General features: G+C 61.3%; 27 protein-coding genes and 1 tRNA gene. 15 read left to right on the top strand and 13 right to left on the bottom strand.

What is annotated here, in order from left to right; all coding sequences use genetic code 11:
• Window positions 1-52: 52 nt before the first annotated feature.
• Both recO and pdxJ read left to right on the top strand, forming a co-directional pair.
• Window positions 53-745, top strand: a complete 693-nt coding sequence (gene recO / locus K4O48_RS14845; protein WP_222909159.1) for a DNA repair protein RecO — start codon at window positions 53-55, stop codon at window positions 743-745.
• The gene (gene pdxJ, locus K4O48_RS14840; protein ID WP_222909158.1) at window positions 738-1,484 is read left to right on the top strand and encodes a pyridoxine 5'-phosphate synthase; all 747 of its coding nucleotides are present in this window, start codon (window positions 738-740) and stop codon (window positions 1,482-1,484) included. Before recO ends, pdxJ begins: the two co-directional genes overlap by 8 nt.
• 22 nt (window positions 1,485-1,506) lie before the next feature.
• Here pdxJ and K4O48_RS14835 read toward each other — a convergent pair whose 3' ends face one another.
• On the bottom strand, window positions 1,507-1,716 hold the full coding sequence (locus tag K4O48_RS14835) for a DUF2905 domain-containing protein (RefSeq protein ID WP_222909157.1): 210 nt from the start codon (window positions 1,714-1,716) through the stop codon (window positions 1,507-1,509).
• Window positions 1,717-1,733: 17 nt separating this feature from the next.
• Window positions 1,734-2,624 carry a LysR substrate-binding domain-containing protein gene (locus K4O48_RS14830; protein WP_222912112.1) on the bottom strand — a complete coding sequence of 297 codons (891 nt, stop codon included), beginning with the start codon at window positions 2,622-2,624 and terminating at the stop codon, window positions 1,734-1,736.
• A 213-nt stretch (window positions 2,625-2,837) separates the two neighbouring features.
• On the opposite strand from K4O48_RS14830, the gene K4O48_RS14825 reads away from it, so the two are divergent.
• Window positions 2,838-3,062, top strand: coding sequence for a hypothetical protein (locus tag K4O48_RS14825; protein WP_312846485.1), 225 nt, complete (start codon window positions 2,838-2,840; stop codon window positions 3,060-3,062).
• Here the strand turns inward: K4O48_RS14825 and cmoB are convergent.
• The 4 genes from cmoB to lon form a co-directional block, all read right to left on the bottom strand.
• The gene (gene cmoB / locus K4O48_RS14820) at window positions 3,059-4,021 is read right to left on the bottom strand and encodes a tRNA 5-methoxyuridine(34)/uridine 5-oxyacetic acid(34) synthase CmoB (RefSeq protein WP_222909155.1); all 963 of its coding nucleotides are present in this window, start codon (window positions 4,019-4,021) and stop codon (window positions 3,059-3,061) included. The two genes, K4O48_RS14825 and cmoB, sit on opposite strands and share 4 nt — an antisense overlap.
• Window positions 4,018-4,797: a carboxy-S-adenosyl-L-methionine synthase CmoA gene (gene cmoA, locus K4O48_RS14815; RefSeq protein ID WP_222909154.1), complete on the bottom strand. Its 780-nt coding sequence runs from the start codon at window positions 4,795-4,797 to the stop codon at window positions 4,018-4,020. Before cmoA ends, cmoB begins: the two co-directional genes overlap by 4 nt.
• Window positions 4,798-4,859: 62 nt before the next feature.
• Window positions 4,860-5,249, bottom strand: a complete 390-nt coding sequence (locus K4O48_RS14810; protein WP_222909153.1) for a protease inhibitor I42 family protein — start codon at window positions 5,247-5,249, stop codon at window positions 4,860-4,862.
• A gap of 163 nt (window positions 5,250-5,412) precedes the next feature.
• Entirely contained in the window at window positions 5,413-7,794 is a 2,382-nt protein-coding gene (gene lon, locus K4O48_RS14805; protein ID WP_222909152.1) for an endopeptidase La, read from the bottom strand.
• Between the two features lie 141 nt (window positions 7,795-7,935).
• Between lon and K4O48_RS14800 the strand changes: the two genes are divergently transcribed.
• The 3 genes from K4O48_RS14800 to putP (K4O48_RS14790) all read left to right on the top strand — a co-directional run bounded on the left by K4O48_RS14800 (window position 7,936) and on the right by putP (K4O48_RS14790) (window position 13,804).
• Window positions 7,936-8,691 (top strand): helix-turn-helix transcriptional regulator, encoded by a 756-nt coding sequence (locus tag K4O48_RS14800; RefSeq protein ID WP_222909151.1) that lies wholly within the window; start codon window positions 7,936-7,938, stop codon window positions 8,689-8,691.
• A 260-nt stretch (window positions 8,692-8,951) separates the two neighbouring features.
• Window positions 8,952-12,113: a bifunctional proline dehydrogenase/L-glutamate gamma-semialdehyde dehydrogenase PutA gene (putA, locus tag K4O48_RS14795; RefSeq protein WP_222909150.1), complete on the top strand. Its 3,162-nt coding sequence runs from the start codon at window positions 8,952-8,954 to the stop codon at window positions 12,111-12,113.
• Between the two features lie 206 nt (window positions 12,114-12,319).
• Window positions 12,320-13,804 (top strand): sodium/proline symporter PutP, encoded by a 1,485-nt coding sequence (gene putP, locus K4O48_RS14790; protein WP_222909149.1) that lies wholly within the window; start codon window positions 12,320-12,322, stop codon window positions 13,802-13,804.
• A gap of 86 nt (window positions 13,805-13,890) precedes the next feature.
• On the opposite strand, the gene K4O48_RS14785 is transcribed toward putP (K4O48_RS14790), so the two are convergent.
• On the bottom strand, window positions 13,891-14,115 hold the full coding sequence (locus tag K4O48_RS14785) for a DUF3203 family protein (RefSeq protein WP_222909148.1): 225 nt from the start codon (window positions 14,113-14,115) through the stop codon (window positions 13,891-13,893).
• A 365-nt stretch (window positions 14,116-14,480) separates the two neighbouring features.
• On the opposite strand from K4O48_RS14785, the gene putP (K4O48_RS14780) reads away from it, so the two are divergent.
• The 3 genes from putP (K4O48_RS14780) to K4O48_RS14770 all read left to right on the top strand — a co-directional run bounded on the left by putP (K4O48_RS14780) (window position 14,481) and on the right by K4O48_RS14770 (window position 18,009).
• Window positions 14,481-15,965, top strand: a complete 1,485-nt coding sequence (gene putP, locus K4O48_RS14780) for a sodium/proline symporter PutP (protein ID WP_222909147.1) — start codon at window positions 14,481-14,483, stop codon at window positions 15,963-15,965.
• A gap of 151 nt (window positions 15,966-16,116) precedes the next feature.
• Window positions 16,117-16,284 (top strand): hypothetical protein, encoded by a 168-nt coding sequence (locus tag K4O48_RS14775; protein ID WP_222909146.1) that lies wholly within the window; start codon window positions 16,117-16,119, stop codon window positions 16,282-16,284.
• Window positions 16,285-16,602: 318 nt separating this feature from the next.
• Window positions 16,603-18,009 carry an alpha/beta hydrolase gene (locus K4O48_RS14770; RefSeq protein ID WP_222909145.1) on the top strand — a complete coding sequence of 469 codons (1,407 nt, stop codon included), beginning with the start codon at window positions 16,603-16,605 and terminating at the stop codon, window positions 18,007-18,009.
• A 71-nt stretch (window positions 18,010-18,080) separates the two neighbouring features.
• Here K4O48_RS14770 and K4O48_RS14765 read toward each other — a convergent pair whose 3' ends face one another.
• A complete protein-coding gene (locus tag K4O48_RS14765) occupies window positions 18,081-18,548 on the bottom strand; it encodes a nuclear transport factor 2 family protein (RefSeq protein ID WP_222909144.1) in 468 nt (155 codons plus the stop codon).
• Window positions 18,549-18,745: 197 nt separating this feature from the next.
• On the opposite strand from K4O48_RS14765, the gene K4O48_RS14760 reads away from it, so the two are divergent.
• From K4O48_RS14760 to K4O48_RS14745, 4 genes are all read left to right on the top strand, one after another.
• Complete coding sequence (locus K4O48_RS14760; RefSeq protein WP_222909143.1) at window positions 18,746-19,177, top strand: LexA family transcriptional regulator; 432 nt, start codon at window positions 18,746-18,748, stop codon at window positions 19,175-19,177.
• Complete coding sequence (locus K4O48_RS14755; RefSeq protein WP_222909142.1) at window positions 19,164-20,444, top strand: Y-family DNA polymerase; 1,281 nt, start codon at window positions 19,164-19,166, stop codon at window positions 20,442-20,444. The genes K4O48_RS14760 and K4O48_RS14755 overlap by 14 nt, the downstream gene beginning before the upstream one ends.
• 190 nt (window positions 20,445-20,634) lie before the next feature.
• Window positions 20,635-20,871, top strand: a complete 237-nt coding sequence (locus K4O48_RS14750) for a type II toxin-antitoxin system ParD family antitoxin (protein ID WP_222909141.1) — start codon at window positions 20,635-20,637, stop codon at window positions 20,869-20,871.
• The gene (locus K4O48_RS14745) at window positions 20,868-21,194 is read left to right on the top strand and encodes a type II toxin-antitoxin system RelE/ParE family toxin (protein ID WP_222909140.1); all 327 of its coding nucleotides are present in this window, start codon (window positions 20,868-20,870) and stop codon (window positions 21,192-21,194) included. Before K4O48_RS14750 ends, K4O48_RS14745 begins: the two co-directional genes overlap by 4 nt.
• Window positions 21,195-21,249: 55 nt before the next feature.
• On the opposite strand, the gene K4O48_RS14740 is transcribed toward K4O48_RS14745, so the two are convergent.
• From K4O48_RS14740 to yejK, 5 genes are all read right to left on the bottom strand, one after another.
• The gene (locus K4O48_RS14740) at window positions 21,250-21,402 is read right to left on the bottom strand and encodes a DUF1737 domain-containing protein (RefSeq protein ID WP_260523744.1); all 153 of its coding nucleotides are present in this window, start codon (window positions 21,400-21,402) and stop codon (window positions 21,250-21,252) included.
• A 120-nt stretch (window positions 21,403-21,522) separates the two neighbouring features.
• Window positions 21,523-22,197 (bottom strand): VOC family protein, encoded by a 675-nt coding sequence (locus tag K4O48_RS20765; RefSeq protein ID WP_222909138.1) that lies wholly within the window; start codon window positions 22,195-22,197, stop codon window positions 21,523-21,525.
• Window positions 22,198-22,378: 181 nt separating this feature from the next.
• Window positions 22,379-22,452: transfer RNA gene (locus K4O48_RS14730), tRNA-Gly, on the bottom strand.
• 70 nt (window positions 22,453-22,522) lie between these two features.
• On the bottom strand, window positions 22,523-23,215 hold the full coding sequence (locus K4O48_RS14725) for a pseudouridine synthase (RefSeq protein WP_222909137.1): 693 nt from the start codon (window positions 23,213-23,215) through the stop codon (window positions 22,523-22,525).
• Window positions 23,216-23,377: 162 nt separating this feature from the next.
• A complete protein-coding gene (gene yejK / locus K4O48_RS14720) occupies window positions 23,378-24,385 on the bottom strand; it encodes a nucleoid-associated protein YejK (RefSeq protein ID WP_222909136.1) in 1,008 nt (335 codons plus the stop codon).
• 152 nt (window positions 24,386-24,537) lie between these two features.
• On the opposite strand from yejK, the gene K4O48_RS14715 reads away from it, so the two are divergent.
• On the top strand, window positions 24,538-25,740 hold the full coding sequence (locus K4O48_RS14715) for an MFS transporter (RefSeq protein ID WP_222912111.1): 1,203 nt from the start codon (window positions 24,538-24,540) through the stop codon (window positions 25,738-25,740).
• Window positions 25,740-25,862 (top strand): hypothetical protein, encoded by a 123-nt coding sequence (locus tag K4O48_RS20530; protein WP_260523640.1) that lies wholly within the window; start codon window positions 25,740-25,742, stop codon window positions 25,860-25,862. Before K4O48_RS14715 ends, K4O48_RS20530 begins: the two co-directional genes overlap by 1 nt.
• The last annotated feature ends 108 nt before the right edge of the window (window positions 25,863-25,970 follow it).

Raw genomic sequence — 25,970 nt, 5'->3', positions numbered from 1 at the left:
GGTCGCGATTGACGTATGGGCGACAGCCGGCTTGGTGGGGTTTGGCCATCTGATGACTTCACAATCCGCCTTTGTTCTGCACAGCCGGCCGTACCGCGAGAGCAGCGCGCTGGTGGATTTCTTTACACCCGAAGGAAGGCTGCGCGCCGTCCTTCGCGGCGCACGAGGCAAGGCCGGAACCCTGGCGAGGCCGTTCGTACCGCTCGAGGTTGAGTTTCGCGGGCGTAGCGATCTCAAGGCGGTGGCCCGTCTGGAAAGCGGCGGCTTGGCCTACTGGCTGGATGGCAATGCGCTGTTCAGCGGGATGTACCTCAATGAGTTATTAATCCGGTTGTTGCCCGCCGAAGACGCGCATCCCGCAATGTTCGAACATTATGTCGCGACGCTGCCTGCGCTGGCGGCGAAGCGTCCGCTCGAGCCTATATTGCGAGCCTTCGAATGGCGGTTGTTGACCGAGTTGGGCTACGGTTTCGCCCTCGATCAGGACATTTCGGGGAAACCGATCGACAGCGCGTGCCTCTATCGACTGTTGCCGGATACCGGGTTGGAACCGGTGGGTCTATTCCAACCCGGCTTGTTCAACGGTGCGGAACTCCTCGCCATGGCCGAGGCCGATTGGAACGTGCCCGGTGCCTTGGCAGCAGCTAAAAGATTGATGCGTCAGGCCCTGGCGCCGCATCTTGGTGGCCGGCCTCTGGTCAGCCGTGAACTGTTCATGAATATCAAGGAGGTCCCGCGTGACTGAAGCCAATCGAATCCTGCTAGGCGTCAATGTCGATCATGTCGCCACCCTGCGCCAGGCACGTGGCACCCGTTATCCCGATCCCGTGAAGGCTGCGCTGGATGCCGAAGAAGCGGGGGCGGACGGGATCACGGTGCACCTGCGCGAAGATCGCCGCCACATCCAGGAGCGCGACGTGCTGATGATGAAGGACGCGCTGCAGACCCGGATGAATTTTGAAATGGGGGTTACCGAGGCGATGCTGGCTTTTGCCGAGCAGCTGCGCCCTGAGCATGTCTGCCTCGTCCCGGAGACTCGTCAAGAGCTCACCACCGAAGGCGGCCTGGACGTCGCCGGTCAGGAATCGCGCATTCGTGAGGCGGTCATTCGACTCGCCGCCTGCGGTGCAGAGGTGTCGTTGTTCATCGACGCAGACCCGCGGCAGATTGAAGCCGCTGCGCGTGTCGGCGCGCCGGCCATTGAATTGCACACCGGGCGCTATGCGGATGCGCACGGCGTGGCCGAACGGGCCTGCGAGCTGGCTCGGATCCGCGATGGCGTCGAATCTGGGCTGAGCCATGGCCTGATCGTTAATGCCGGTCATGGTCTGCATTACCACAATGCCGAGCCCATCGCGGCGATCCGTGGCGTCAATGAGCTGAACATCGGGCACGCAATTGTTGCTCATGCGCTGTTTGTTGGTTTCAAACAGGCCGTCAAGGAGATGAAGCATCTCATCCTCACCGCGGCGGCGCGCGGCTGAAGCGGGGCGGTTCCGTAATACGCTAGCGTCGGAAGAAGATATTCAGCAGAACCGTCAGCACCACGCTCAGGATGATCATCGACGTGACGGGGATGAAGGTTCTGCTGCGCTCCGACTCGATGCGGATATCACCTGGCAATTTGCCGAACCAGCTCAACAGGCCCGGCGCGTAATGAAGCACCACGCCGAGCAGGAGCAGCAATAACCCTGCGGCAATCAACCCTTTCGCCATGTCGTCTCCTGTTCTGTTCAGTGGTAGGCGGCAAACGCTGCGACGACATGCCGTGCAAGGACTTCTACGGGCTCACTGCAGCCGGGGGCGCATAAGAGGTTGATCCTGTACACGCCCAACGATGGGAGACTTACGCCTTCGTCCAAGCGTTTGAGCGGCGGCTTGACCAAGCTCAACGGGTAGGGCGCCACCGCAAGATCGGCGATCATTGCGGCTTCCTGGCCCGCGCACTGCTCGCTGGAATAGGCGATTCGATACGACCGTCCCGCTCTGTCTAGTGCATCCAGCGCTTGGCGGCGCCACGCACATTCAGGCGTGGACAACGCCAAGGGCAACGGATCGCGCTCGACCGCGACGCCTCCAGCGCGTCCGGCCCAGACCAGCGGCTCGCTGTGGATGACCTCCCCGCGCGAATCGTCCTGACCAAGGTTACCGACACTGATGAGCGCCACGTCCAGCTCACCGGCGTCGATGCGCTGAATCATGTCGATGCTCCGCCCAACCGAGACGTTCACCTCGATGCCCGGATGGGTTCGTGCAAAAAGGGACAGCAGCCCCGGCAAGATATGAGTGCCGATATCGGCGGGCGTACCGAAACGTACCTGGCCGTTCAGCTGTGGCGTGACAAACGCGCTTACCGCTTCCTCATTGAGTTTCAGCAGCCGGCGGGCATAGCTCAATAGGCGCTCACCCTCGCTGGTTAGGGTGATGCGGCGGGCCTCTCTAATAAACAGCGCACAGCCGAGCATGGTTTCGAGGCGCTTGATCTGCATGCTGACGGCTGAAGTGGTCCGGAATATCTGGCCCGCCGTGCGGGTAAAGCTACCGGTTTCAGCGATCGAGACGAAGGTGCGGAGCACGTCAATTTCCAGCAACGGCATGGCGGACTGGGGAAGCTGTTCGGGCATTCCGGGCATGGGCTGACCTTCAATTTTGTTTAACCGATAGTTCTATTCTAGTCGTTTGTCTGAATCGTCAAGGTCACTCAGTCTGGTTCCACCGGCCAGTTCGGTCGGCAGGCTCCGGGTGCGCCTGAGCGCCCTGCAGGTTAGGAGGACGTGATGAAGTGTTCAGACCGACGATTCATAGATGAACCAAACGATCCGCGAAGAGGCCCAGCGATGCCGGATGTCTATCTGCCGGCCATGTGGCCAGTTGAGCTGCAGACGTTGGCGCTCGACTGGTTCGCGGCCTGGCGCAAGCGCCGCCTCTATCGGCGCCTGCTCACGCTCAGCGACCGGCAATTGCGGATGCGTGACTTGAGCCGGCCGCGCGTGCTGGAAAAAGCACAAGCGCCGTTGCGTCAGCTGGCTGAAGAACAGCGCAGGGGCCGCGCGCTGCGTTAGGGCTTGCGTGCGATCAGCACGGCGCGCATCGGAGCGGGCAGGCCTTCGATCGTTTTTCCATGATCCTGCGGGTCTAGGAAATCCGGCAGAGATTGATAGCGCATCCAGTCCGTACTGCGCTGCTCCTGGATGCTGGTGACGCTGACGTCGACGCACCGCACGTCAACGAATCCGGCGCGGCGCAGCCAGCATTCCAGCGCGGCGACCGAAGGCAGGAACCAGACATTGCGCATCTGCGCGTAGCGGTCCTCCGGGACCAGGGCGGTGTGCTCGTTGCCCTCGACCACGAGGGTTTCCAGGACCAATTCGCCGCCTTTGACCAGGCAATCCTTGAGGTCGAGCAGATGGTCGACGGGGGAGCGACGGTGGTAGAGCACGCCCATGGAAAAGACAGTGTCGAATCCTTCGAGCTTAGGCGGCAGTTCTTCCAGTGCCATGGGGAGATGCCAGACAGGCAGCTCTTCCAGGTAGCGCTTCATCGCGTGGAACTGGCAGAAGAACAGCCAGTTCGGATCGATGCCGACCACAGAGTCGGCGCCGGCACCGAGCATCCGCCACATGTAGTAGCCGTTGCCGCAGCCAACATCCAGGATGCGTTTGCCATTCAGATCCAGGTGCGGTGAAACGCGGTCCCACTTCCAGTCCGAGCGCCATTCGGTATCGACGTGTACACCGAATACATTGAACGGCCCTTTGCGCCAGGGGGACAGGCCGAACAGCGCGTCGTGCGTCACGGCACGGCAGGCCTCGTCGCAGCCAGCTTCCAGGCGGAACTCCGCCCTCAGCTCGACCGCGGTCGGCGTGATATCCGGCAACGCATCGACGGCGCGACGCCAGCGCGGCAGGTCACCGTGGCCAATCGCGAGTTTGCTGTCGAGTTGCTGTTGCAGGCCGTTTGCCCACGCTGCCAGCGGAGTACCGGCCAGACGCCAGGCGAGGGGAGTGAGATCGAGATTCATGGCAGGGCGATCAACGAGGCGAAATTCAGGCATTGAAACCAGGGCACCACCTTGGAAAAACCGGCGTCGATCAGGCGCTGGCGGTGGGTTTCCAGGCTGTCGGGCTTCATCACGTTCTCGATGGCGCTGCGCTTCTGGGCGATTTCCAGCTCGCTATAGCCGTTGGCGCGTTTGAAGGCGATATGCAGGTCGGTCAGCAGTGCTTGCTCCTGCTCGTCCTCGAACCGCAACTTCTCGGAGAGGATCAGCGCGCCACCGGGAACCAGCGCCTGGCGTATGGCGCCGAGCAGGGCTGGCCGCTGCTCGGGGGGGATGAACTGCAGCGTGAAGTTGAGCGCGACCAGTGAGGCGGGCTTGAATGCGAGGTTGAGCACATCCGCTTCGATCACGTCGACCGGGAGCAACTCTTGAAACATCGAGTCCTGCCCATGCAGATATTCCCGACAGCGCTCGACCATGGCGGCAGAGTTATCGACGGCAATTACCTGGCAATTGTCTGTCTTGACGTGCCGGCGCAACGCTTGCGTCACGGCGCCCAGCGAGCATCCCAAGTCATAGAGGCAGGTGTTCGGCTGGGCAAATTGCGCAGCCAGCACACCGATGTTCTCGACAATAGTGGGATAGCCCGGAACCGAGCGTTTGATCATGTCGGGAAAGACCCGCACCACATCTTCGTTGAAGACAAAGTCCTGGGGCTGGGCGAGGGGCTGGGCGAACAGGCGATCGGGTTCGTGGCTCACGGCGGTGTCTGGGCAGCTGAAAAACAGGGGCGGCATTGTAGCGGAAAGCCAGGCCGATCGCCCTTGCCAACTGGACAGCCGGCGAACTGCCCCTGGGGTTATTCGACCTCGATACGGCAGTCGAACAGACCGGCCGGCTCAGATTCGCTTTCCCAAGGCCGCTCATACGTCAGGTAGAGGCGCCCGCTACCGGCGTCAGCTGCCTCGAAGCGCCAAGTGGACATGCCGTCGCCACCGATCACGTCCGTTTTTGGCGAACTGAATACCTCCGGCCCGAGGCTTTTCAGTTGTTCGTTCGACACGTCGCGCAGATGCCAGCGGTAGCCCGAGGCGGGATTGCTCGGCAACGTGACGATCAGCGTCTGCCCTCGCTGCAAGTTCACCGGACAGTCCGCATCATCGTTCAGCGCGACGCTGCTGGGCGGAGTCGTGGCGCAGCCGGCAAGCACGAGCAGAGGAGCAAATGAAAGGAGACGGGCAAGCAACATGGTGATGGGCTCAGGAGAAAAAGAAGGAGAACAACGCAGGCGTCGCTGAAAACCATAAGACGTGAAGGCGCAGGCGTAAAGTCATTCGCGATCGCGGCGCAACCGCCACGCGGACAAAGCATCGCGACGGGCCGTCATGCATCGCACGGCCCGTCGCCGACGATCAGAACAGCACCTTCACCACGTCGCTGAATCGCTTGGCGAAATGCATCGTCAGGCCTTCCTTCAGATAATCAGGCAGCTCTTCGAAATCCCCTCGGTTCAGTTCGGGGATGATCAGCTCGTATAGCTTCAAGCGGCGCGCGGCGATGACCTTCTCACGCAAACCGCCGATCGGTAGTACCAAGCCCGTCAGCGTGAGTTCGCCGGTCATGGCCACGCCTTTCTTGGGCGCCTGGTTGCGCGCCAGAGACAACAGGGCACTGGCCATGCTGATGCCGGCGCTCGGACCATCCTTGGGTGTTGCGCCTTCCGGTACGTGCATGTGCACGAAGGCCTGGTCGAAGAACTTGGGATCGCCTTTGAATTCCTTCAGGTGCGAATTCACATAGCTGAACGCGATCTCGGCTGACTCCTTCATCACATCACCGAGCTTGCCGGTGAGTTTGAAACCCCGATTGAGCGTATGAATGCGCGTGGCTTCGATGGGTAGCGTGGCGCCGCCCATGCTGTTCCAGGCCAAGCCGGTGACGACCCCGACCCCGGTGAGCAGTTGTTCCGGATGCCAGAACGGGATGCCCAGATAACTCTCGATATCCTTCGGACCAATCTTGATTTTGCTTTCGGGCTCATCGAGCAGCTTGACCACGGCCTTGCGCACCAGCTTGCCGAGCTGTTTGTCGAGTTGCCGCACGCCAGCCTCGCGTGCATAACCTTCGATCAAATGGCGCAACGCGCTATCGCTAATCGCCAGGCGTTTTTTCGGCACGGCGGCACGCTCGAGCTGCCGCGGCCAGAGGTGGCGTTTGGCAATCGCCAGCTTTTCCTCGGTGATATAGCCAGACAGACGGATGATCTCCATCCGATCCAGCAGCGGTCCGGGAATCGAATAGAGGCTGTTGGCCGTGCAGACGAATAGCACCTTGGACAGGTCCAGACGCAGATCGAGGTAATGATCGAGAAAGCCGACGTTCTGTTCCGGGTCCAGGGTTTCCAGCAACGCTGACGCCGGGTCGCCCTGGTGGCTGTTGCCCAGCTTGTCCACCTCATCGAGCATGATCACCGGGTTCATCACTTCAACTTCTTTCAGTGCCTGCACCAGCTTGCCGGGCAGGGCGCCGATGTAGGTACGCCGGTGGCCCTTGATCTCGGCTTCATCGCGCATGCCACCCACACTGAACCGGTAGAACGGGCGGCCCAGCGATTCGGCAATCGACTTGCCGATGCTGGTCTTGCCTACGCCTGGTGGGCCGACCAGCAGCACGATGGACCCGGCGATTTCGCCGCGAAATGCGCCCACGGCGAGGAATTCGATGATCCGACTTTTGATGTCATCGAGCCCGGCGTGGTGCTCGTTGAGTATTTTCCGCGCCCGTTCAAGGTCGAGCTTGTCCTCGCTGTACAGGCCCCAGGGCATTGAGGTCGCCCAGTCCAGATAATTGCGCGTCACCGCATATTCAGGCGAACCCGCCTCCAACACCGACAGTTTGGTCAGTTCGTCGTCGATACGTTTCAGCGCGGCAGGTGGCACCACCTTGCCTTCCAGGCGAGAGCGGAATTCATCGGCGTCGGCGCTGCGGTCATCCTTGGTGATGCCCAGTTCCTGCTGAATGATCTTCAGCTGTTCCTTGAGGAAGAACTCGCGCTGGCGTTCGCCGATCTTGCGATTCACTTCGCCGGTCAGCTCTTTCTGCAGCTTGGCGACCTCGACTTCCTTGCGCAGCAGCGGCAGGACTTTTTCCATGCGCTTGAGGACGGGCACAGTGTCCAGGACTTCCTGCAGCTCGATACCTGGCGCCGTGGTCAGCGCGGCGGCGAAGTCGGTCAACGGAGACGGCGCGTTCGGGCTGAATCGGTTGAGGTAGTTCTTCAGTTCTTCGCTGTAGAGCGGGTTGAGCGGCAGCAGCTCCTTGATCGCATTGATCAGCGCCATGCCGTAGGCCTTGACCTCGTCACGTGGGTCCTCGTCGCTCTGCGGGTAGTCGACCTCCACGAGGTAAGGTGGTTTACGGCGCAGCCAGCCCTTGATTCGGACCCGGGCCATACCCTGGGCGACGAACTGCAGCTTGCCACCTTCCTTCGACGCGTGATGCACGCGAACCATGGTGCCGTGGTCAGGCAGGCTGTCCGGATCGAAACTGGCCGCATCCGGCGCCGGCGTATCCATATAGAAGAGGGCCAGGCGCTGGTGCGGTGTCTTTGCCACCAGCTCCAGGGTTTCTGCCCACGGGTCTTCGTTAACGATGACCGGTAACACCTGAGCGGGGAAGAAGGGCCGGTTGTGCACCGGGACGATATACAGCTTGTCGGGCAGGTTCTGATCCGGCAGCGCCAGACCGGTAGAAGAAATGTTCTGCTCAAAATCCTGATTGATGTCGTCGTTCATGCGGCACCTGTTGCGAGTACGTGCTCTTTAGATGGGTATCCGCCAAATGATTTCAATCCGATTGCAGCCTTTGGCGCTTGCCCCCGGCTGTGAAAGCGCTCATGCCTCCGGTAAAGTGCGGCAATACGTCAGGTACTCACCATGCTCAATGCCCGTCTGCTTCGCCTTGATGATCAGGCCCACGAACACGCCCACGACTACCATCAGTTGGTCCTGTCGCTCGCGGGCAGCGCCGAGTTCGAAGTGGACGGCTCGGGCGGTGAGGTTTGCCGCATGCGCGCGTGTCTGGTGCCAGGCCATGCCGAGCACGAGTTCGCAGGCAAGGGTGAGAACCGCATGCTCATCATCGATCTTGATGAGCAGGATCTGAGCGCGGATGATCCTCGCCTGCTGGCCCAGCTATTCGAGACGCCACGCTACCCGGCGCTGGATGCCGACTTCCACAACCTCCTCAATTACGCCGGTGCTGAGCTGGCACGTTACGGCAGCGATCCGCTGCTGGCGCGTGCGTTGGGCGGTGTGCTGCTGCGGGCCTTGCATTTGCGGGTCTTTGGCGAGGCAACAGGCCAACCCAAGGGGCCATTGGACGTGGCGCGTCTGGATGCGCACATCGAACGCAATCTGGCGCGCCGGATCACCGTGGCTGAGCTCGCACAAGTTGTTTGCCTGAGCCCGAGCCACTTTCATGTTCAGTTCAAAGACAGCGTTGGCCTGACCCCTCACCAATACCTGCTGAAAAGCCGGCTGGATCGCGCCGCGAGATTGCTGCGGGAGAGTCCGCTGCCGTTGGTCCGAATCGCGGAAGAGTGTGGTTTCTCAAGCCAGAGTGCGCTCACCACAGCGACGCGGCGCTACCTCGGGCTGACGCCGAAACGACTACGGTGTGGCGATGATTAACCGACGTCGAATGCACGGTTTCGGTCCGTTTCTCCCTTCGCTGGTCGCCTCCTGTCGCGCCTAACGGCTTTCTGTGACAGCAGTTTGACGGTTATCAAAACGCGTAGCTTTTTGTAAAAGATCCGTAGTTTTGCGCAACAACCCAAAACGCCCCCGCCGTAGATTCGCCTACCCGTTCGGCGAACCGCTGTGCAATACACCGCTCAGATCGCTCGTCGAGCCAGTTCCACACAACAACACTCCACGAGAGGAGCGGCGCGATGTTCAAAGCCGGTCAAGTCTTGCAGGGCGATTTCGCCAACCTGAAAGCCGCCGAATTCTTTCCCGTCATCAGCGCCAACTACAGCGTTGACGAGGCGGCCTACCTGAACGAACTGCTGCAGCTCGCCGATCCCGGCGAAGCGGGCATCGAAGCCATCCGCCGTGAAGCTCGTACCCTGATCGAAGCGGTACGTGGCCGCGACAATGCCGTCGACACCCTAGATGCGCTGCTGCGTCAGTACAGCCTGGATACCCATGAAGGCCTGATGCTGATGTGCCTGGCCGAAGCGCTGCTGCGCGTGCCGGATTCGGCAACGGCCGACGCCCTGATCCGCGACAAGCTCAACGCCGCCGAGTGGGAACGCCACCTCGGCCAGAGCGACAACGTGCTGGTCAACTTCGCCGCCTGGGGCCTGGTGATGACTGGCAAGGTCGTAGACCCGGACAATTCCGACGGCCGTCCGAAGAATGTCATCGGTCGACTGGTCAAGCGTTCCGGTGAGCCGGTCATCCGCGCGGCGATGAACCAGGCGATGAAGCTGATGGGCAAGCAGTTCGTGCTTGGCCGGACCATCTCCGAAGCGCTGAAGAACGGCCGCCCCGAGCGCGAGAAGGGCTACACCTATTCCTTCGACATGCTCGGCGAAGCGGCGCTGACCGATGAAGATGCGCGCAAGTACATGGCCGATTACCGTCAGGCGGTGGAAACCGTCGGTGCCGAGCCGCAGGTTGGCCCCGGCCCGCGACCGTCGGTGTCGATCAAGCTGTCCGCGCTGCATCCGCGTTACGAAGTGGCCCAACGTGAGCGTGTGCTCACCGAATTGTTCGAAAGCGTCCGCGAGCTGGCCATCCTGGCGCGCAAGCTCGACGTCGGCATCACCATTGACGCCGAAGAAGCCGACCGCCTCGAACTGTCGTTGGAACTCTACGAGAAACTGATGCGTGACCCGGCCATTGCTGGCTGGGGCGAGTTTGGTCTGGTGATCCAGGCCTATTCCAAGCGCTGCCTGCCGGTGCTGGTCTGGTTGACCCTACTGGGTAAAGAGCTGAACGCCCGCATCCCGCTGCGTCTGGTTAAAGGCGCCTACTGGGACAGCGAGATCAAGCAGTGCCAGGTTCAGGGTCTCGATGGCTATCCGGTCTACACCCGCAAGGAAGGCACCGACACCTCCTACCTGGCTTGCGCCCGGTATCTGCTGTCCGAGCACACCCGTGGCGTGATCTACCCGCAATTCGCCAGCCACAACGCGCACACGGTGAGCTGCATTCTTTCGATGGTGGGCGAGCTGAAAGTCCCGCGTGAGTTCGAGTTCCAGCGCCTGCATGGCATGGGCGACGCGCTCTATGACACGGTGATCGAGAAGTACCGCAAGAACGTGCGCATCTACGCGCCGGTTGGTGCTCACAAGGACCTGCTGCCGTATCTGGTGCGGCGCCTGCTTGAGAACGGCGCCAATTCATCCTTCGTCCATCAGCTGGTCGACCCGCGCGTGCCGGTCGAGACCCTAATTGATCACCCGGTCACCCAGCTGCGTCAGTTCAAGACCCTCGGCAACCATCGCATCCCGCTCCCGCCGGCGCTGTACGGCAATCGGACCAACTCGCAAGGCATCAACATGAACATCCAGACTCAGTGGAACGACCTGTCCAGCGCCTACCAGACCTTCCTTGATCGCCAGTGGCAAGCCGCGCCAGTGATCGGCGGGCAGAAGCTCACTGGCACAGCGCACAAGGTGCATTGCCCGTATCAACTCAGCCAGGAAGTCGGCACTGCCCAGTTCGCCACTGCCGAGCAGGCCAAACAGGCCATCGACGGGTTGTCAGCTTTTTGGCCGCGCTGGAACGCGACGCCCATCGAGCAGCGCGCGCAGATTCTCGAACGCCTTGGTGACCTGCTGGAAGCCAACCGCGCCGAGCTGATGGCCATGTGCACGCTGGAAGCCGGCAAAACTCTGCAGGACGGCATCGACGAAGTCCGTGAAGCCGTGGATTTCTGCCGTTATTACGCGCTGCAGGCTCGCCTGAAACTTGGGCGTGAAGAACTCAAGGGCCCGACCGGCGAGCGCAACGAGCTGTTCCACGAAGGCCGTGGCGTATTCGTCTGCATCAGCCCCTGGAACTTCCCGCTGGCGATCTACCTCGGTCAGATCACTGCAGCCTTGGTCGCCGGCAATACCGTGCTGGCCAAGCCCGCCGAGCAGACCAGCCTGATCGCTGCGCGCGCGCTGGAACTGATGTTCGAAGCCGGTCTGCCAAAGGAAGCGATTGCCTTCCTCCCGGGCGACGGCGCGACCCTTGGCGGCGTGTTCTGCCGCGATCCGCGTGTGGTCGGTGTGTGCTTCACCGGCTCCACCGACACGGCGCGCATCATCAACCGCCAGCTGGCCGAGAAAGAGGGCGCCATCGCTACGCTGATCGCCGAAACCGGCGGCCAGAACGCGATGATCGTCGACTCCACCGCGCTGCCTGAGCAGGTGGTCAAGGATGCCATCGGTTCGGCCTTCACCAGCGCTGGCCAGCGTTGTTCCGCCCTGCGTGTGCTCTACGTGCAGCGAGACATCGCTGATCGGGTAATCGAGCTGATCAAAGGCGCGATGGACCAGCTGAAAGTCGGCCCGACCCATCTCCGCGAAAACGACCTGGGCCCGGTGATCGATGCCGAAGCGCGTGACGGCCTGTTGGCGCATATTCAGCAGCTCAAGGCCGAAGGCAAGGTGATCGCCGAAGCCAAACTGCCGGGCAGCCTCAATGGCCATTTCGTTGCGCCAGTGGCGTTCGAGATCGGCGGGATCCACGAGCTGAAGAAAGAACAGTTCGGTCCCGTGCTGCACGTGGTGCGTTTCGATGCGGCGGACCTGGAAAAGGTTGTCGCCGATATCAACGCCACCGGCTACGGCCTGACCCTCGGCATCCACAGCCGCAACGAGGAAACCGCCGAGCGCATCGAGGCGCTGGCGCGGGTCGGCAACCTCTACGTCAACCGCAACCAGGTGGGCGCCGTGGTCGGTGTGCAGCCGTTCGGTGGCTGTGGCCTGTCTGGCACCGGCCCGAAAGCGGGTGGCCCGAGCTACCTGCTGCGCTTCGTCAACGAGCGCACCACGTCTACCAACACCACTGCTGTCGGGGGGAACGCGTCCTTGTTGTCGCTCGGCGACGACTGATCGTCGACCCGGCGGGATACGGCCGGCGGCCCGGTTCAGGGACTGCCGGTTGAATAGAACAACAGAACAGTTGGCGGATTGCTCTTCCGCCTCTGATGGGCTCAGGTGAGCCCGTCCTCGGTGATGGCGCGAACCGCCATCGCCCTCTGCCAGGTGGGATCGGGAATAACCGCTCGCCCATCCACAACAACTAATGAGGGAACAAAATGAGCATCAGTACACCCACCCTGATCACGTTCGTGATCTACATCGGCGCGATGCTGTTGATTGGCTTCTTCGCCTACCGAGCCACCAAAAACTTTGATGACTACATCCTTGGCGGGCGCAGTCTGGGCAGTTTCGTCACCGCTTTGTCGGCGGGCGCGTCGGACATGAGCGGCTGGCTGTTGATGGGCTTGCCGGGGGCGATCTTCGTCGCGGGCCTGTCCGAGAGCTGGATCGCCATCGGCCTCATCGCCGGTGCCTGGCTGAACTGGCTGTTCGTGGCCGGCCGCTTGCGTGTTCATACCGAGCGCAACAAGAACGCGCTGACCCTGCCGGACTACTTCTCCCACCGTTTCGAGGACGAGAGCCGCACGCTGCGAATCTTCTCGGCGCTCGTCGTGCTGGTGTTCTTCACCATCTATTGCGCGTCCGGCGTGGTCGCCGGCGCGCGTCTGTTCGAGAGCAGCTTCGGCATTTCGTACGACGTCGCGCTGTGGATCGGTGCGGCGGCCACCATTCTCTATGTGTTCATCGGCGGCTTCCTCGCGGTGAGCTGGACAGACACCGTGCAAGCCACGCTGATGATCTTCGCGCTGCTGATCACGCCGGTGTTCGTCATCCTCGCGCTGGGCGACATGGGCGCGGCGATGGATACGATTGCCACACAGAACCCGGCCGCGTTCGACATGTTCAACGGCTTGTCCTTTGTCGCCATCGTCTCCTTGCTGGCCTGGGGCCTGGGTTACTTCGGCCAGCCGCACATCCTGGTGCGCTTCATGGCGGCTGACTCGGTGAAGACCATCCCCAACGCCCGTCGCATCGGCATGGCCTGGATGATTCTGACGCTGGCCGGTGCTGTGGCCGTGGGCTTCTTCGGCATCGCTTATTTCGCCGGTAACCCGGAACTGGCCGGTCCGGTGACCGAGAATGGCGAGCGCGTTTTCATGGAGCTGGTGAAGATACTGTTCAACCCCTGGGTCGCCGGCATCATCCTCTCCGGCGTATTGGCGGCCGTCATGAGCACGCTCAGCGCCCAGCTGCTGGTCAGCTCCAGCGCCCTGACGCAAGACTTCTACAAGGCCATGCTGCGCAAGAACGCCTCGCAAACCGAGTTGGTCTGGGTGGGTCGTGCCATGGTTCTGCTGATCGCCTTCATCGCGCTGGGCATCGCCTCCAACCCGGACAGCAAGGTGCTGGGCCTGGTGTCCTACGCCTGGGCAGGCTTCGGTGCCGCCTTTGGGCCGGTGGTGCTGATCTCACTGCTGTGGAAGCACATGACGCGCAACGGCGCGCTGGCCGGCATGATCGTTGGCGCGGTGACGGTCGTGGTGTGGAAGGAATTCGTCGGGCTGGGGCTCTACGAGATCATCCCCGGCTTCATCCTCGCCAGCCTTGCGATCGTCATCTTCAGCAAAGTTGGCGGTGGTGCGTCGCCGAGCATGATCAAGCGTTTCGAAGACGCCGAGAACGAGTACCAGGGTCGCTGATCCGCTCGTTCAGATAAACAAAACCCCGCTGCCAGCCTTGGCAGCGGGGTTTTTTATTCGCTTGCCACTTCGCCAGCGACTGGCGCTCAGTCATCAACGATAAGGTTTTCGCGCTCGTCCTTGGCGCCCGCAGCGATCAGGTGCTCGGCCTGGTCTTCGGGCAAATGAACGCTGGCACTGTCGATGTGCGCCACCGACATGCGGGCAGCCGGGTCGGTGCTGATGCGCACATCCATAATCGCGCTGCGGTAGGTTTGGCCGGCGACGGTGGCGGAGCAGGTGCCGGTGGGGATATCGATGGTGACTGACATGACGGACCTCCAGGTATGTCGTGTGGCTCGGCACTGGCGTGCGCGTTCCATAGTGCTCTGACCCCGCCGAGGCCGATCCGTTGCCTGCGGGCGAAGGGGCCAAAGCCAAGGGCGAAGCGCGGCGCGCGGCGCGCGGTGTTCGGTTGGTACGGCAGCCTCGCTCAGCTAGGCAGCATCAGGTTGCGATCAGGTTGCGCCTGGGCACCTGCCGAAGACAAAACCCGTCCGGCCACAAGCCAAGCCGCCAAGTAGACGCTATGCTTTGCGGTTACTCGGCCATCCGTTGCCGACGCTTCGCATCCCAACGTTAACGTGTCGTCAGTGGAGGCGGAGGAAAGCCTCCGCAGCACAAGGAATACATAACAATGAACGTGAGTAACCCAACCCTGATCACCTTCGTGATCTACATCGCGGCGATGATCCTCATCGGTTTTATCGCCTATCGCGCCACCAAGAACTTCGACGACTACATCCTCGGCGGCCGCAGCCTCGGCAGTTTCGTCACGGCGCTTTCTGCGGGCGCGTCGGACATGAGTGGCTGGCTGCTGATGGGCTTGCCGGGCGCGATTTTCGTTGCCGGGCTGTCGGAAAGCTGGATTGCCATCGGCCTGATTGCCGGTGCGTGGCTGAACTGGCTGTTCGTCGCCGGACGACTGCGGGTGCATACCGAACACAACCACAACGCATTGACCCTGCCTGACTACTTCTCCCACCGTTTCGAGGACACCAGCCGTCTGCTGCGGATTTTCTCGGCACTCGTCATTCTGGTGTTCTTCACGATCTATTGCGCCTCCGGTGTCGTCGCGGGTGCCCGCCTGTTCGAGTCCACCTTCGGCATGGATTACGGCACGGCGCTGTGGGTTGGCGCTGCGGCGACCATCCTTTATGTGTTTATTGGGGGCTTCCTCGCGGTGAGCTGGACCGACACCGTGCAAGCCACGCTGATGATTTTCGCGCTGCTGATCACCCCGGTATTCGTCATTCTCGCGCTGGGCGACATGGGCACCGCGATGGACACCATCGCCGCGCAGGATCCGTCGAACTTCGACATGTTCAAAGGGCTGTCCTTTATCGCGATCATTTCCCTGCTTGGCTGGGGGCTGGGTTATTTCGGACAGCCGCACATCCTGGTGCGCTTCATGGCGGCTGACTCGGTGAAGACCATCCCCAACGCCCGCCGCATCGGCATGGCCTGGATGATCCTGACCCTCGCTGGCGCGGTGGCCGTGGGCTTCCTTGGTATTGCCTACTTCGCCGATAACCCCGGGCAGGCCGGCGCGGTGACCGAGAACGGCGAGCGCGTGTTCATGGAACTGGTGAAGCTGCTGTTCAACCCCTGGGTAGCCGGCATCATCCTGTCCGGCGTACTGGCCGCCGTCATGAGTACGCTCAGTGCGCAGTTGCTGGTGAGTTCCAGTGCCCTGACGCAGGACTTCTACAAGGCCATGCTGCGCAAGAACGCCTCGCAAACCGAGCTGGTCTGGGTCGGCCGCGGCATGGTGCTGCTGATCGCATTGATCGCCATCGGCATCGCGTCGAATCCGGACAGCAAGGTGCTGGGTCTGGTCTCCTACGCCTGGGCGGGCTTCGGGGCTGCCTTTGGTCCGGTGGTCCTGATCTCCCTGGTCTGGAAACGCATGACCCGCAACGGCGCGCTCGTTGGCATGCTGGTCGGTGCGATCACCGTGGTGGTCTGGAAGGAATTCATCGGCCTTGGGCTGTACGAAATCATCCCGGGCTTCATCCTCGCCAGCATCGCCATCTACGTTGTCAGCCTGATGGGTAAAGAGCCCGCAGCGACCATTCAGCGTCGCTTCGAAGCGGCCGACGCCGAATACCACGCCGGCTGATCGCCCCGCGCCGGGATCATCGCCACCGCGGCGATGATCCTCGCGCTTCGCTTCACCTGTAATTCTTCTGTTGTTACTCGCTCCGGGGACGGATACTCCGCGTCGGGTGCCGGTTCTGGGCGCCTCCGCTAGGAAATTCAGGAGTATTCCAATGAAAGCGCAATCCGTGACCATTCGTGCCGTAACCGTCGTGCTGGCGGCTCTGTTGATGACCGGCTGCAGCCTGCGTTTGCCGGGCATCGGCATTGATGTTGGCGACGGTGGCGGCCACGGCGGTAACCACTGCCCACCTGGCCAGGCCAAGAAGGGCAACTGCTGATACAGGCGTAACCCCAGCGGACTGGGTGGCCGTCGCCACTCAGTCGCGCTTATTGGAAATCCCCCGTCCGTCCTAGCGCCTATTCCAGAGGCTGCCCTTCGTCGCCAACGGACGCCGCGACGGGTGCGCCATAAGCGACACCCCAGTCGTCATATTCCCAAGACCATACTGCCGCTCATCCCCCGAGCCGTTGGGCCATTTGACAGGTCCAAGCTTTCTGCCACGGTTAGTCGAAGTGCGTGTTCCGCTTGCGCTTGGCAAGCCCGGCAAAGCTCGCCCTGCAAAAAACAAAAACAATAAACAACCGAGGAAACATCCATGCTCCCAAGCAAGTTGGCTTCAGCCTGTGCGCGTGCCGTTGCCGGCGTAATGCTGGTCGGCACCATCGGAATAGCCGCCGATGTTCAGGCACGCTCCAAGCCGATCAAACCGCCGGTATCGAACAGCGAAGCGCGCGCGCAGGATTCGCGCACCTTCTTCCCCGTTGAATCACCGTTGGCGCCATTCCCGGGCCTGCCGAGCGAGCGCTGGACCGGTATCTACGAGGGATCGTCGTACCAGATCGAAGTGCCGCCGAACTGGAACGGCATGTTGGTGATGTATGCGCACGGCTTTCGGGGCACAGGCCCGGAGCTTACCGTCGGGCCACCGCCCATCCGCCCATGGCTGCTGCAACAGGGCTATGCCTGGGCCGCCTCCAGCTACAGCAAGAATTACTACGATGTCCGCGCCGGCATTGAAGACACCAATGCCCTGGCGTTGGCCTTCAGCAGCCTGACCGGCAAGGCTGAGCCGAGCAAAACCTATATCACCGGGCACTCCATGGGCGGTCATGTCGCGGCCGCTGCGGTCGAGGCCGAGACCTACGTCACCGCGAACAATCCGGTGCGCTACAGCGGCTCGGTGCCAATGTGCGGCGTGACCGGCGATGTGTACGAGTTCGAGTACCTGATGAATTTCACCCTGGCCGCGCAGCACCTGGCAGGTCAGGGGCCGACCAGCTTCCCGGCGACCGACTTCCAGGCCAAGTTGCCGCAAATCATCGGCGCGCTGTGGGAAACCTATCCGACCGATCCATCGCCACAGGGCGAGAAACTGGAAGGCATCGTGCGTGAGCTCAGCGGTGGCGAGCGCCCAATCTTCGCCGAAGGCTTCCGTACCAGCCTGCAAAGTGTCGTGTTGGGGACGGGGGGCCGTGATGGCTCGGTCGACGGCATCCTCGCCGATTCGCTTTCGGGCAACCTCGCCACGCGCTACCAGTTCGATACGAACAAGGCGATGTCCCGTGAGGAGCGCGAATTCAACGACTCGATCATCCGCGTGATTGGCCATCCGCCGGCCAACAGCATCCGCCCGGACGGCCTGCGCTGGATTCCGGTCGTGAACGGCCAGTTCAACGTTCCGGTGGTCAGCATTCACACGCTCGGCGACCTGTACGTGCCGTTCAAGCATCAGCAGATCTACCGTCGCAACGCCGAAGCCAATGGCAACGGGGAATTGCTGGTGCAACGCGCCATTCGCGCGCCTAGCCACTGCGATTTCACCTACCAGGAACAGGTCGAAGCGATGGCGGCGATGCTGCAGTGGGAGCAGCAGGGCATCAAGCCGGCCGGCGATAACGTCCTTAACCCGCGCGTCGTAGCCAATCCCGCCTATGGCTGCGAGTTCACGCGTAACGACGGCACGCAGAATCGGTCCGCGCTGCCGGCTTGCCCGAGCAATTGATTCACTAGCGACGGAAAAAAAAGCCCTGCGCATCTGACCGGCAGGGCTTTTTTACTACTCGAATAGCCTGGTCAGGCTTTTCCTTTTGCCGTTCCGCCATGCAGGCTTGCATTGCCCCAGCTGCGCAGCGTGTTCTGCTTGATGCTCGAAATCTTCCAGTCGCTGTCGATGTTCTCGAAGCCGAACTCATAGCTGCCACACGAGTGGAAAAAGTCCGCGTCCGAGCCGGCCGGGTCAAAGCGAAGAATCAGGTAATTGCACCGCGCACTGACGGCGCGCTCACCCAGGCCGCCCGTGATCAACAGATTGGAAAAACTATGGTGTTTGGCCAGCCGGTCCACCGCGCTCTGCCGGCGACCGACGAACGCCTGGCCCGCCATCGTGGTGGGCTGCTCGCGGCCCGAGGATGAATAGTCCACGGCAATCTCAGGCGCCAGACACTCGCCCATCGCCGGCCAGTCCCGGTTATCGAAAGAAAGGAAGAACCGGCAGAGCAGGTCGTTTATCTGCAGGAAGACGGTCGGGTCTACTGGTTTCAAGATGCGCTCCAAATGAAGTAGCTGACTGTACGTGTAAATCACAAGGCGGCGTCACCGCGCCGCAACGTTGCCACACCGAGGCGGGCAGCCGGGAAGGCCACTGCAAATAACACAATCGGCCCGCCATGCGTCTGGCGCAATTGACCGAAAGGGGCGACCAAACTACTGTACGCACATACAGTTTTGAGGTCTGTACCATGCCCGTGCATTTCCTGGGGCCTGCCGCTCCGTCCACCATTGCCTTGCCGTTTTTCAGCTTTTGCGTCCCCGCCGGCTTTCCCAGCCCCGCACAGGATCACATGGAAGGCACGCTCTCGCTCGATGACCTGATGAACATCCGTGCGCCACACACCTACCTGGCGCGTGCCGACGGCGACAGCATGATCCATGTGGGCATTTTCGACCGGGACATCCTCGTCATCGACCGTGGGCGCGATGCCGAGAAAGGCGAGGTCATCATCGCCGCGCTCAACAACGAGCCGTTGGTGAAAATCTTTGACCGGCAGGGCGACCAGATCATCCTGCGCTCGGCCAATCCCAAATTTCCCCCACGCTACCTGCTCGAAAGCGAAGAGCTGTACGTCTGGGGCGTGGTGCCCTTCAGTGTGCGCACCCATGGCAAATATTGAACGCGCGCTGGCCCTCATCGACTGCAATTCCTTCTACGCCAGCTGCGAGCGCGTCTTCCGGCCCGACCTGCGCACCACGCCCATCGTCGTGCTCTCGAACAACGATGGCTGCGTGATCGCCCGCTCGGCGGAGGCCAAGGCCCTGGGCATCAAGATGGGCGCGCCGTACTTCAAGGTGAGGCGTGATCTGGAGCGCTGGGGTGTTGTGGTGTTTTCCAGCAACTACGCCCTGTATGGCGACATGAGCGAACGGGTGATGACGGTCATCGAACAGCGTGCACCGGCCGTCGAGGTGTATTCCATCGACGAGGCGTTCGCGGATATGACCGGCGTCGCGGATGCGGAATCGCTCGGGCGCCGCATCCGTGCCGATGTGTTGCGCCTCACCGGGATACCCGTGGGCGTCGGCATCGCCAACACCAAGACGCTCGCCAAACTGGCCAACCATTCAGCCAAACGCTGGATGAAGCAAACCGGCGGCGTGGTCGACCTGCGCGACCCCGAGCGGCGCGACAAGGTGCTGCGCGTCACGAGCGTGAGCGATGTGTGGGGTGTTGGCCGGCGCATGACTGAACACCTCAACAGCATGGGCATTCGCAGCGCCTGGGACCTGGCCAGCGCCGATGCCTGGACGCTGCGCAAACAATTCAGCGTGGTGATCGAAAAAACTGCCCGCGAACTGCGCGGCACGCCCTGCCTCGAACTGGAAGACGTGACCCCGTTGAAGCAGGAGATCTGCTGCTCACGCATGTTCGGCGACCGCCTGCGCGAACTCGCCCCCATCCGCGAAGCCGTCGCCACCTACGCCGCCCGCGCCAGCGAAAAGCTCCGCGCCCAACAGTCATTGTGCAAACGCGTACGCGTCAGCATCCGCACCGGCATGTTCAACCCCGACGAACCCAAGTTCGCCAAAGGCATCGTCTGCGAACTGCCATACCCCACCGACGACACCCGCTACATCACCCGCGCCGCTATCGCTGGGCTAGAGCTTGTCTATCGAGAGGGCTTCGCCTTCAGCAAAGCCGAAGTACTGCTGATGGACCTCTGCCAGCGCGGCGAATACACCGACGACCTCTTTACCGAAACCCAACCTGCTGCGGCAGAGCGCGTCATGGGCGTGTTGGATGCGGTTAATGCGAAGTGGGGGCGGAATACGCTCAGGCCGGGCCGCATCCCTACGGCGCCGGATTGGGGGATGCGGCGGGAGTTGATGAGCCAGAGCTTTACGACGCGGTTGGATCAGTTGTGGGAGGTTGGGTGTAGGTAGGCAGCGGGGAACCAGGCGAGCTAGGGTAAAGCGAGCCCGCGTGCGGACGATCAAGCCATCGGAGCGGGGCGGGGGCGATGTGGTCCCCAGCAATAGTACCGGCAACCAGACCGTAGCAGCTCCCCCGTCGACAGCACCAAAGCTCAGAGTTAAAGTCTCTTTGCCAATTTTTGTCATCCAAGGTGTAGCCATGAGCACCATGAACATCTCTTTGCCAGAAACGCTAAAGAGCTTTGTCGACGATCAGGTTAACCAGCGGGGCTACGGAACCAGCAGTGAATACGTGCGCGAATTGATCCGTAAGGATCAGGACCGTCAACAGCTGCGAGCCATGCTGCTGGCCGGAGCCTCGTCTGTTCCCACCTCTGCCGCTGACGCGGACTACTTCGAATCACTTCGTGGCAGCGTGCGGAACGCTAAAAGATGAAGCAAAAGGCCGTAATCCCAAGGGTCCTAGCAGTTCAGGATGTAGACGAAGCGGTTACTTACTACCTGAACGAGCAAGCCGAAGCGGCGGCCCTTGGCTTTATCGACGCGCTAGAACGCGCTTATAAACATATCGGGCGTTACCCGGCGTCCGGATCCAGCCGATACGCTCATGAACTGGATCTGCCTGAGCTGCGCTGCTGGAGCCTCAAACGCTATCCGTATGTTGTGTTCTACGTCGAGCGTGACGACCATATTGACGTATGGCGATTGCTGCACGGGATGCGTGATATCCCGGCCTGGCTCGCTGATGGGGCTAAATAAATCTGTCGCTTTATCCCTATAAGCAGTGTCCGGAATCGGTTGACCACTACCGCCATCAGTATGACTTGAGATCGGTATCCCTGGAAAATCTCTCCCCAGGCACCTCTTTTATCAGGGCCTGCCCGGCTATCGGCGTCTTACCATCGAATGTGAGAGTTGGGCCACCATGCAGTTCCCAGCCGTTGTTCAACGACTCGGTAACCCGCATGCAGAACAAAACATCGTCTGGGCCAGTAACAAATCTATATAACTTCATAAATTTCCTACTCTGAAAGTTTCCTTAATTTACATGGGCTTATAACTGACTAGTTCAGGGCCGCTGCGCCGCTTATTGGCGCAGCGGCCTCTGCAGTGCCAGGTTGGGGGCAGGCAACTCCCGAAGCCCGTGTGGCGTGTCAATATGGGCGACCAAATGAGGAGCCGCTCCGCTAGGAAGCGGAGATACAGACAGCAGGCAGTTAAGGTCGAGGGAAGACAGCATACGAGCAGCACGCTCGGGCTCAGAGTGAAAGAGTTCAAGCTTGAGGAGGGACAGCCCAAGATCTTGAAGCTTTGCGGCGGGATGAATATCAGTCTGCCATTCAATTAGTGCAGGGCCAATGCCATTTAGAGGAACTGAACCATCGGCGGGAATAGTAATTAGCCAGTTTAGTGCGCCACGGCTAATGGGCTCGACTATCCCAAGCGGCTCCGAGCAAGCGCCTGCCGTTACATGAATGTCGGTAGTGCGAGCAACCCACGTAGAAAGGGACGGCACTGCGTCGGGGCGCAAGCTATCAAGGCCGAACCAGCGAGGCCGCTTGGGCGCAGGGGCATCCGGATTGGGCGAAATGACTTCAAGGAACAGCGCGTCGCCCAGACGTAAAAGTAAGTTGTGCGTTCCCATATGAGGATGCTCGCCACCAACCTGGGGCTCGGCCCCAAGGGTTTGCCATACAAACTCCGCACCTGCTTCAAGTGATGGTGACGTAACCGTGATATGGTCTAACTGGCAACGCGGCACGCTAAGTCCCCCAACGTTTGGTTAAGCGGCAGGCTTTAGCCCGGTCTAGCGAGCGGAGCGGTAATCGCTTGTTGTGAAAAGGAGAAAGATTTATTTTTTCGCCAAGCCCGCCAGCATGCCCATCCTAAATAAGCCATACCCTAAACGAAAAAGCCCCGCAAATGCAGGGCTTTTTCAAATCTGGAGCGGGCGAAGGGAATCGAACCCTCGTCATGAGCTTGGGAAGCTCAGGTAATGCCATTATACGACGCCCGCGTAGGCAGCCTTTGTACCAGAAGGGTGGGGTGAGGAGAAGCGGGTGCGGCGTTTAGGCTGATAAATGCGTTTAGATCTGCGCGATTTCCGCTGGGGTCAGGCTGCGGTACTGGCCAGGGACGAGGGTGGGGTCGAGCAGCAGCGGACCCATGCGTTCGCGGTGCAGTGCGGTGACCTTGTTGTTAAAGTGGCCGAACATGCGTTTGACTTGATGGTAGCGGCCTTCATGCAGGGTCAGGCGGGCTTGGTAAGTGCTTAGCAGTTCGAGTTCGGCGGGCAGGGTGGTGAGGTTCTCGAAGCGAAAGTAGAAGCCTTGGGCGAAGCGGTCGACGCAGATGGGGTCGATCGGGTCTTCCGTTTCCACAAGATAGGTTTTGCCCAGCAGGCTTTCCGGTTGGGTGAGGCGACGGGACCAGAGGCCGTCGTTGGTGATGATCATTAGCCCGGTGGTGTTGAAGTCCAGCCGCCCGGCGATGTGCAGTTCTTCCTTATCCGGTTCGTTCAGCAGATCCAGCACCGTGGGGTGTCGCGGGTCAGCGGTGGCGCTGACGCAGCCGGCCGGTTTGTTGAGCATAAAGAAGCGTGCCGGTTTGCCCGCCTGCAGCAGCTCGCCGTCGAGCTCAACGCGATCGAAGATGCGAACCTCATGAATGCCTTCGCGGACGATTTGGCCGTTGACCGATGCGCGGCCGGAGGCGAGCAGCAGGCGGGCTTGTCGATGGCTGCAATGAGGCAGGTTGGCGAGGAAACGGTCGAGGCGCATCAGGGCTGTGTGGTTACGGCTTTAAAAAAGGTGTTGTTGCGTTTGGTTGATCGCTGCTGGGATGAGATCAACCAAACGCACCGCAGCGGGCGACTGACGGGGCGTTCGCTCATGCCCGTGTGGGTGATGGCGCGACGCACGACACACGTCGCGCCGGATTGGTCAGCCCTTGCGGCGCTTGAGTTGATCGGTCAGCTGGGTGGGCAGTTGGCGAATGATCAGCATGTTGCGGGTTTCGTCATATTCGATCTTCGAGCCCAGCAGATGCGATTCGAAGCTGATCGAGAGCCCCTCGGCGCGCCCGGTGAAGCGCTGGAATTGGTTGAGGGTGCGCTTGTCAGCCGGGATTTCGGGCGAAAGGCCGTAATCCTTGTTGCGAATGTGGTCGTAGAACGCGCGTGGGCGCTCTTCATCAATGACGCCAGAGAGCTCCTCCAACGACATCGGCTCACCGATCTTGGCCTGGCTGCTGGCGTAACCCACCAGCGCGCTGGTCTTCTCGCGGGCTTTTTCTTCCGGTAGGTCCTCGTTTTCGACGTAATCGCTGAAAGCCTTGAGCAGCGTGCGCGTTTCACCGGGGCCGTCGACGCCTTCCTGACAACCAATGAAATCGCGGAAGTACTCCGAAACCTTTTTGCCGTTCTTGCCCTTGATGAACGATATGTACTGTTTTGACTGCTTGTTGTTCTTCCACTCGGACAGGTTGATCCGCGTGGCGAGGTGCAACTGGCCGAGGTCGAGGTGCTTGGCTGGCGCGACGTCCAGCGAATCGGTAACGGTCACGCCGTTGCTGTGGTGCAGCAGCGCGATGGCCAGGTAGTCAGTCATGCCTTGTTGATAATGGGCGAACAACACATGGCCGCCGGTGGAGAGGTTGGACTCCTCCATCAGCTTCTGCAGATGTTCCACGGCCTGGCGGCTGAAGGCGGTGAAATCCTGGTTGCCATCCATGTACTGGCTTAGCCAGCCGCTGAAAGGATAGGCGCCCGATTCGTCGTGAAAATAGCCCCATGCCTTGCCCTGCTTGGCGTTGTAGCTTTCGTTGAGATCGGCCAGGAGGTTCTCAATAGCCTGGGACTCGCCCAGCTCCGAATCGCGGGCGTGAAGCACGGCGGGGGTGCCGTCCGGCTTTTTCTCGATCAGGTGAACAATGCAGTGGCGAATCGGCATGGGTTACTCGCGTCGGGTGAGGCAAACAGGCCGCAGTTTACCCGAGCTGCCTTGCACACCGCAGGGCAAAAAAATGGATGCGGACGGGTAGGGGCATGCGAGTAAGATGATCTCCCCTCGTTATTTGCATAAGTGTGTCGGCGATGAATGCGATATGGCGCAACAGTGCCTGGATTCTGTTGGGTGGCTCTTTGATCCTGGCCGTTTCCCTGGGTACACGGCATGGCTTCGGCTTGTTTCTCCCCCCGATGAGCGCGGAGTTTGGCTGGGGGCGTGAGGTCTTTGCCTTCGCGATTGCGCTGCAGAACCTGATCTGGGGCCTGGCGCAGCCGGTCACGGGCGCGCTGGCGGACCGCTTCGGCACCGCCCGGGCGGTACTGATCGGCGGCGTGCTTTACGCGGTCGGTCTGCTGCTGATGGCTGGCGCCGATTCGCCGGTGTCGCTGTCCCTGAGCGCGGGTCTGCTGATTGGCTTGGGCCTGTCCGGCACTTCGTTTTCGGTGATTCTCGGTGCGGTCGGGCGGGCCGTCCCGGCTGAAAAACGCAGCATGGCGATGGGTATTGCCAGTGCCGCGGGTTCGTTCGGTCAGTTCGCGATGTTGCCCGGCACGCTCGGCCTGATCGGCTGGTTGGGCTGGTCGTCTGCGCTGCTGGCGCTCGGCCTTCTGGTTGCGCTGATCATGCCGCTGGCGCTGATGTTGCGCAGCGGCCCGCCGGCTCCGGTGACCGGTCCGCAGCAGACGTTGGTGGAGGCGCTGCGGGAGGCGGTCAGCCATTCAGGGTTTCGCCTGCTGGCGCTCGGTTTCTTCGTCTGTGGCTTTCAGGTTGTGTTCATCGGCATCCACTTGCCGGCGTATCTGGTCGATCAGCAGCTGCCAGCGATGGCCGGCACCACAGTGCTGGCACTGGTTGGGCTGTTCAATATTGTCGGCACCTATACCGCCGGCTGGCTCGGCGGGTGTTACTCCAAGCCGAAACTCCTGGCTGCGCTGTATCTGCTGCGAGCGGTTGTGATCAGCGCGTTCTTTTTCGCGCCGCTGACGCTCTGGACCGCCTATGCCTTCGGCATTGCGATGGGCCTGCTATGGCTGTCCACGGTGCCGCTCACCAACGGTACGGTGGCAACGCTGTTTGGCGTGCGTAACCTGTCGATGCTTGGCGGTATCGTCTTTCTGTTCCATCAGATCGGTTCGTTCTTCGGTGGCTGGCTGGGCGGTTGGGTCTATGACCGGACGGGCAGTTACGACCTGGTCTGGCAGATTTCCATCGCACTCAGCCTGATGGCGGCGGCGCTGAATTGGCCGATTCGCGAGCAGCCTGTAGAACGCGTGCGCCTGGCGGCGGGCACCGCCTGATGCGTGCCGGATTGCTCTGGACCGGGTGCGCCGTGTTGGCGGCGCTGGTACTGGCTGCGGCCTGGTGGGGCTGGAGTCAGGGCGGGCTGGCCTTGCTGCAGCTGGGCGTCGGTATCTGCTGATCGATCGTTCGGGTAGTTTTTTTGGCGGCAATGGAATCAATTCGACCCAGATGGCTCCAACAAGCGAGACGAGCACGCGCTGTCGCGTAATCGTCATCGAAGCCCTGT

The organism is Pseudomonas sp. DNDY-54 (assembly GCF_019880365.1).
In the GTDB taxonomy this organism is placed as follows: Bacteria; Pseudomonadota; Gammaproteobacteria; order Pseudomonadales; family Pseudomonadaceae; genus Stutzerimonas; species Stutzerimonas stutzeri_P.
Note: the sequence above shows the minus strand (reverse complement) of the source record. Positions and strands in the feature narration are given on the sequence as shown.

Bases quoted from the DNA above. Each gene is read 5' to 3' on its own strand.
- recO (WP_222909159.1), top strand. From the start codon at position 53: ATGACTTCACAATCCGCCTTTGTTCTGCACAGCCGGCCGTACCGCGAG.
- K4O48_RS14835 (WP_222909157.1), bottom strand. From the start codon at position 1,716: ATGGCGAAAGGGTTGATTGCCGCAGGGTTATTGCTGCTCCTGCTCGGC.
- K4O48_RS14830 (WP_222912112.1), bottom strand. From the start codon at position 2,624: ATGCCCGAACAGCTTCCCCAGTCCGCCATGCCGTTGCTGGAAATTGAC.
- K4O48_RS14825 (WP_312846485.1), top strand. From the start codon at position 2,838: ATGCCGGATGTCTATCTGCCGGCCATGTGGCCAGTTGAGCTGCAGACG.
- cmoB (WP_222909155.1), bottom strand. From the start codon at position 4,021: ATGAATCTCGATCTCACTCCCCTCGCCTGGCGTCTGGCCGGTACTCCG.
- cmoA (WP_222909154.1), bottom strand. From the start codon at position 4,797: ATGCCGCCCCTGTTTTTCAGCTGCCCAGACACCGCCGTGAGCCACGAA.
- K4O48_RS14810 (WP_222909153.1), bottom strand. From the start codon at position 5,249: ATGTTGCTTGCCCGTCTCCTTTCATTTGCTCCTCTGCTCGTGCTTGCC.
- lon (WP_222909152.1), bottom strand. From the start codon at position 7,794: ATGAACGACGACATCAATCAGGATTTTGAGCAGAACATTTCTTCTACC.
- K4O48_RS14800 (WP_222909151.1), top strand. From the start codon at position 7,936: ATGCTCAATGCCCGTCTGCTTCGCCTTGATGATCAGGCCCACGAACAC.
- putA (WP_222909150.1), top strand. From the start codon at position 8,952: ATGTTCAAAGCCGGTCAAGTCTTGCAGGGCGATTTCGCCAACCTGAAA.
- putP (WP_222909149.1), top strand. From the start codon at position 12,320: ATGAGCATCAGTACACCCACCCTGATCACGTTCGTGATCTACATCGGC.
- K4O48_RS14785 (WP_222909148.1), bottom strand. From the start codon at position 14,115: ATGTCAGTCACCATCGATATCCCCACCGGCACCTGCTCCGCCACCGTC.
- putP (WP_222909147.1), top strand. From the start codon at position 14,481: ATGAACGTGAGTAACCCAACCCTGATCACCTTCGTGATCTACATCGCG.
- K4O48_RS14775 (WP_222909146.1), top strand. From the start codon at position 16,117: ATGAAAGCGCAATCCGTGACCATTCGTGCCGTAACCGTCGTGCTGGCG.
- K4O48_RS14770 (WP_222909145.1), top strand. From the start codon at position 16,603: ATGCTCCCAAGCAAGTTGGCTTCAGCCTGTGCGCGTGCCGTTGCCGGC.
- K4O48_RS14760 (WP_222909143.1), top strand. From the start codon at position 18,746: ATGCCCGTGCATTTCCTGGGGCCTGCCGCTCCGTCCACCATTGCCTTG.
- K4O48_RS14755 (WP_222909142.1), top strand. From the start codon at position 19,164: ATGGCAAATATTGAACGCGCGCTGGCCCTCATCGACTGCAATTCCTTC.
- K4O48_RS14750 (WP_222909141.1), top strand. From the start codon at position 20,635: ATGAGCACCATGAACATCTCTTTGCCAGAAACGCTAAAGAGCTTTGTC.
- K4O48_RS14745 (WP_222909140.1), top strand. From the start codon at position 20,868: ATGAAGCAAAAGGCCGTAATCCCAAGGGTCCTAGCAGTTCAGGATGTA.
- K4O48_RS14740 (WP_260523744.1), bottom strand. From the start codon at position 21,402: ATGCGGGTTACCGAGTCGTTGAACAACGGCTGGGAACTGCATGGTGGC.
- K4O48_RS14725 (WP_222909137.1), bottom strand. From the start codon at position 23,215: ATGCGCCTCGACCGTTTCCTCGCCAACCTGCCTCATTGCAGCCATCGA.
- yejK (WP_222909136.1), bottom strand. From the start codon at position 24,385: ATGCCGATTCGCCACTGCATTGTTCACCTGATCGAGAAAAAGCCGGAC.
- K4O48_RS20530 (WP_260523640.1), top strand. From the start codon at position 25,740: ATGCGTGCCGGATTGCTCTGGACCGGGTGCGCCGTGTTGGCGGCGCTG.